General features: G+C 44.1%; 6 protein-coding genes. 5 read left to right on the top strand and 1 reads right to left on the bottom strand.

All coding sequences use genetic code 11. From position 1 onward, the window contains the following. Positions 1 to 34: 34 nt before the first annotated feature. Complete coding sequence (locus AB4653_RS22620; protein WP_009848333.1) at positions 35 to 517, bottom strand: type IV pilin protein; 483 nt, start codon at positions 515 to 517, stop codon at positions 35 to 37. 51 nt (positions 518 to 568) lie between these two features. On the opposite strand from AB4653_RS22620, the gene AB4653_RS22615 reads away from it, so the two are divergent. The 5 genes from AB4653_RS22615 to AB4653_RS22595 all read left to right on the top strand — a co-directional run. Beyond that, positions 569 to 1,075, top strand: a complete 507-nt coding sequence (locus AB4653_RS22615) for a GspH/FimT family pseudopilin (RefSeq protein WP_017098042.1) — start codon at positions 569 to 571, stop codon at positions 1,073 to 1,075. Further along, positions 1,056 to 1,688 (top strand): PilW family protein, encoded by a 633-nt coding sequence (locus AB4653_RS22610; protein WP_012603338.1) that lies wholly within the window; start codon positions 1,056 to 1,058, stop codon positions 1,686 to 1,688. The genes AB4653_RS22615 and AB4653_RS22610 overlap by 20 nt, the downstream gene beginning before the upstream one ends. Then, positions 1,685 to 2,995 (top strand): hypothetical protein, encoded by a 1,311-nt coding sequence (locus tag AB4653_RS22605; RefSeq protein ID WP_102250030.1) that lies wholly within the window; start codon positions 1,685 to 1,687, stop codon positions 2,993 to 2,995. The genes AB4653_RS22610 and AB4653_RS22605 overlap by 4 nt, the downstream gene beginning before the upstream one ends. After that, positions 2,985 to 3,434 carry a prepilin-type N-terminal cleavage/methylation domain-containing protein gene (locus AB4653_RS22600; RefSeq protein ID WP_102250031.1) on the top strand — a complete coding sequence of 150 codons (450 nt, stop codon included), beginning with the start codon at positions 2,985 to 2,987 and terminating at the stop codon, positions 3,432 to 3,434. The genes AB4653_RS22605 and AB4653_RS22600 overlap by 11 nt, the downstream gene beginning before the upstream one ends. A 297-nt stretch (positions 3,435 to 3,731) precedes the next feature. Then, positions 3,732 to 5,287 (top strand): AbgT family transporter (locus AB4653_RS22595; RefSeq protein WP_372105381.1); only part of this gene is annotated, 1,556 nt, incomplete at its 3' end.

The raw sequence follows: 5,287 nt of genomic DNA, 5'->3' as shown, positions 1-5,287 counted from the left end.
GATCACCCCCTAGAGGCTTTAGTGTCTCCTCTTGTTACTTCCAACACGCTTGAGGCTCTGAAACACCTGAGTGATGTAACTCCAGAATATCAGTCGGTGAGTCTAAGCAGTCATCATTTGTCTGTGGTGCGTGTGGTTCAGCTTGAATGGAGTATGAGGTACTGCTAGCCGAAATTGTTAGTGTATACCTGCTTGTATCGGTATCGCAAAACGAGCACGTCCCTCCAGAAACTATGTTTCCAGCAGCCGTGGCATAATTTCCGGCGTAAGCACTCTCAAGTTCAAGTTGAATTTTTGCCATATCTCCTATCGCTGTCATCCGATGCGATTTTAAAACATGGCTTGTGTAGCTTGGATAAGCTATTGCACTGAGTACTCCTACAATGGCAACAGCGATCAATAATTCGATCAGTGTCATTCCTTTCATACTTAAATTGTTGTTGTTACATCTTTTTATTCGAATCTTCACGAGTAGTTTCCTTTCATAACCCTGTCCATTTTTCTCGGGTGGTAGCATCGGTGCAAGATTAAATATGCTTACGCACCTGATTACATAGGAATTTGGGAAATGACTCGCGGGTTTACTTTATTAGAGCTGTTAATAACGGTGTCGATACTGTCGATATTGGTAGCGACGGCTGCTCCGAGTTTTAGTTCAGTCACCCAAACAGTCAAGATACAGCGCCTTGCTGGGGAGTTGAATGGTTTCTTAGTACAGGCAAAGTCTGAGTCTGTGAAAAGAAATCAAAAACTCTGGGTACATTTCTCGACGGCTAAAAATGAAGAGCAATCTACGGGGGAGTGGACAGTATGGTTGAAGCCTACGGAAGATCTGTCTGGTGATACATTGCTGATGTTGTCGGGAGAACCGTTTCGAGATTTATCGTTTTCTCATAACTATACAGGCTCAAAAATCAGCTTTGAAAGTGTAAGAGGAAGGCCTGCCAGAGGTACGATTTACTTGGCTCCTAAAAGAGCTTCAACCGACCGGCTTTTGATTAAACTATCTAGCCCTCCGGGGCGAATTAAAGTGTGCGGCGAATCAGGCGCTCAGTATGGTTACTATGCTTGCTAAGGCCCGCAGCAGAAGCTTGCGAAAGCAAAAGGGCGCATCTCTCATTGAACTGATGGTCACCTCCGTTATTGGTGTATTCGCGATTGCTATTATCGGCAGCGTATTTATGACGGGGCACAGAATAGCCAAAGACAAAGGCATTGAGCTATTGCTGCTGCAAAACCTTACGAGCACGATGCAGGTAATGAAAGAAGATATTCAACGAGCAGGCTACGATGGTTCAAATGGAGAGTCCCTGAAGCTATTAAATGCCGTTAATACGATTCATGTTAGCGGTGGTGTTGAGGTGGGGTTCGTCTATTTGAAAGAGGGATCAACTGACGGAAAAAATTACAGGAATATCGTGTATAAAAAGGAGGGGACTCGATTGAAAGTTTGTGAAAAGGGCGTTCTTACTCCAGGGAACATTTTAGCCCATGATCAAGTTACCTCATGCTACTCACTTTTCGACGATAGCATTATTTCCGTCGACGATTTATCAATATCCTCACAAGTGTTGAGCAAAAATGGGGTGAGCACTACGCTCACTGATTTGAATATTGTTGCGTCAATTCCGAGTGCTGGGATCTCTAAAGGCGTCGCTATAACCGTTAAGCAAAGGAATTGGCAATGACCTCGGTAAAGCAGCAAGCTGGAGTGGCTACGTTGTTAATCACATCTGTTTTAGTGTTGAGTGCTTTAATTGTTACTTTGGGCACCTATCGCAGCGTTTTTCATCAAATTAAGGTCGCGCAGAATGAAGTTCAAGTCCGCAAAGCTCATTGGAACGCCGAGGCTGGGTTGGAGTGTGGTTTTACCTATATAGCTGAAAATGATCTCACGGCAATTCCCAATGATTTAATGAATCACTGTCAGCAGTCGAAAGTCCTTACGTTGAAATCAGATAACCTAACACCGAATATATTGGTGTCGAGTGCTCACTATTTATCTCTGAACAAAGAGATAAGTTTTAACAATTCGTCGGGGCTAGGGGCGATGCAAACCAATTCGAGTTTGGAGTTTATTTCTGATCACAATATCGATATTACCCCAGATATTAGTCTTACTGCGGTCGGTGGTATTAACGAATGTGTGTCTGTTCGGTTCTTAGATAGTGTGATCTATAAAAACCAAGGCGGCGGGCGTCTGAAGACAATCACACCTACGGGCGGTCTCCCTCCTTTTCCTACCTTTGAGTCTTGCCAACCGACAACCGATATTAACCGCAATGCAACCATTGATTCAGTTGGGTCATTGCCTTCAAATGCTTTTCAATCAGATTTCAAATTTGACCCAGCCATCGATACTTTCTCTAATTACTTTGGGGTATCTAAAACGCCAGAAAATATTGACCAGATTAAGCGTGATTATCATGTGATTGACCTCATTGACAGGACTGTATCTCCCCCCAAGCACATTGATTTATTCAACGGGAAGTATCAAGGTAATAAGTGTAGCCAAGCGATTAATAACGCCTTTACTAGTGGCAAAGATAAGGTGTGGGTGATCGGTGATTGCGTGGTCTATCACCCACCAATTAATGTGGTAGAACCTATCCCCGGTGTTATTACTCCACGTTCATTAGTGATTCAAGATGGCATCGTTGCGAACGGTAATGCAAGTGTGTTTGATGGTTCCTTTTATCACCTAAATGATATGAGCATATACGACGAACCAGCCTCCCCTGATGTTGATACGGACCTATTGAGCGGCTTATGGGCCAAAGTTCCAAATACGATACCTATCGCCGGCTTAGTGCAGAACAATTCGGTTTATATTGGATTTGCTTCTTTTTTTCCCAAGGGAGGGATGTTCTTTGATTCAGTTGGCGGGTTATCGACAATTCAAGGTTCGATTAACTTAGATTACACAGGTGAATACAACCCCCATAGTGTTCCTTTGAAAGCCAAATGGAAAAAGGGATCATGGAATGACTTATAAACATTCCGGTTTTAGCTTGATAGAGGTCCTGATCTCTTTTCTATTGATCGGTATCGCTTCGCTAGGGTTGGTTAAGCTACAGGTCTATGCAGAACAAAAATCGGATTACGCGTTGCACAGTGTAGAAGCGCTTCATTTTGCTGAAAGGCAGATGGAGTATTATCGAACTCGTGTATCGGATGTGGGGGGAGCTGTAGGGTTAATCCTTTTTACGGATCTCAATCAAGCGGACTACTGTCGCAATGCGACAAGTTCGGATCCTTTATCTGGTTTGTCGGGCTCTGGGTATACGATGAGCTGTGAGGTGACAAATGCCAGTGGTGCCTTGTCTCACGCTTTGAAAAACATTACGGTGACTGTTGCATGGCGAGATCGCATGAACCGTGCGCAAAGCATTCACCTCGAAACTATGCTCTCCAAATACAGTGAGTTTGATTGATCTATTAAGCAAACGTTTACTGCATGCCAAGCCCTACGCTTCTCCTTTACTGATAGTTTTCACTCCTCGGACATTGTTTACGTGCCAGTTAAAACTCTGTATATGGAATGGTGTTTTTTGTGTTTTTATATTGTTGCTGTTGTACAGTATTTTTGCAAAATATGTCTCCATTTATGGAAAATGATGTGGAACCTTGTGCTTTTTAACAGCGACTTTAATAGAATATGTGCTGTACCAATAGGCCATGGTCAAAACTTATATTAGGCCTAAACAAACAACATCACATATGGAGTTACAATGAGTAACCAAGCCGTAAAAAAAGCACCATCGACTGAGAAGATCAGTGGTATGGACCGCTTTCTAAACTTCATTGAACGCGCCGGCAACAAAATTCCAGATCCAGCAATTCTGTTCTTCTGGGCTCTAGTTATTGTATGGGTAGCATCTGCACTTTTATCGAATCTTTCATTCGACTTAATCAACCCTCAAACGGGTGCTGCTCTTGAAGTAAACAACCTACTTACTGGTGAAGCGCTTGCTAGCTTCCTAGCGAATATGGTTACCACGTTCACAGGCTTCGCACCGCTAGGCATCGTACTTGTTGCTATGCTAGGTGTTGGCGTTGCTGACTCTTCAGGCTTCATTACGACTGGCCTTAAGAAGATGCTTAACTTCACGCCAGCTAAGTTGCTAACGCCAATGCTAATTCTTGTTGCTATCGTGTCTCACACAGCAGCAGATGCAGGTTACGTTCTAGTAATCCCTCTTGGCGGTATCATCTTCCACGCAGCGGGTCGTCACCCTCTAGCGGGTATTGCAGCAGCGTTTGCTGGTGTATCAGGTGGTTTCTCAGCGAACTTCATTCCTTCAGGTATTGATCCGCTACTAGCAGGTTTCACTCAAACAGCGGCAAACGTTCTTGACCCTGCATACGTGATCAACCCTCTAGCGAACATCTTCTTTACTGGTTTGTCTTCAATTCTAATTGTGGCAATTGGTTGGTACGTTACAGAGAAAATCATCGAGCCTCGTCTTGCCAATACGCCTGTCGATGAAGATGCAGAACAAGCACCTGATCTAGGTACGTTTACAGCCATTGAATCTAAAGCATTCAAATTCGCTGGTTGGGCAATGGTTGCCGGTATTGGTCTGCTTATCGCGGCTCTAATGCCTGAAAACTCAGCACTTCGTTCACCAGAAGGCGAACTAACGGCGTTCTCAGCACCAGTAATGAAGTCTATCGTTCCTCTGATCTTCATCCTGTTTATTATTCCGGGTATCGTCTACGGCCGTGTAGCGGGTACCTTCAAGAATAGTAATGATGTTATCAAAGCAATGTCTGAGACGATGGCAACGATGGGCGCATACATTGTAATGTCGTTCTTCTGTGCTCAGTTCCTATCAGCATTTGCTCAATCAAACATCGGTACTATGCTGGCGCTTTACGGTGCTGAAGGCTTGAAAGCAATGGATCTTCCTGGTGAAGCAACGGTTGTTGGTATGATTCTACTAACGGCTTCAGTTAACCTTCTTGTAGGTTCAGCTTCAGCTAAGTGGGCTCTTATTGGTCCTATCTTAGTTCCTATGTTAATGGTTGTGGGTATCTCTCCTGAGCTATCTCAAGCGGCTTACCGTGTAGGCGATTCAGTGTCTAACATCATCTCTCCACTGATGGTGTTCTTCCCACTGGTTGTTGTTTACTGTCAACGTTACGTTAAGTCGACAGGTATCGGTACTCTAGCTTCTCTAATGATGCCATTCTCGATTGCTATGCTAATCGGTTGGTCTATCTTCTTGCTAGGTTACTGGGCTCTTGGTATCCCGCTAGGTATCCAAGCTCCTTACACTTACAC

This window comes from Vibrio sp. 10N.222.48.A3, assembly GCF_041475345.1.
Classification (GTDB): Bacteria; Pseudomonadota; Gammaproteobacteria; order Enterobacterales; family Vibrionaceae; genus Vibrio; species Vibrio tasmaniensis_A.
The sequence above is the reverse complement of the archived record's forward strand: the minus strand, read 5'-3'. Positions and strand labels throughout refer to the sequence as shown.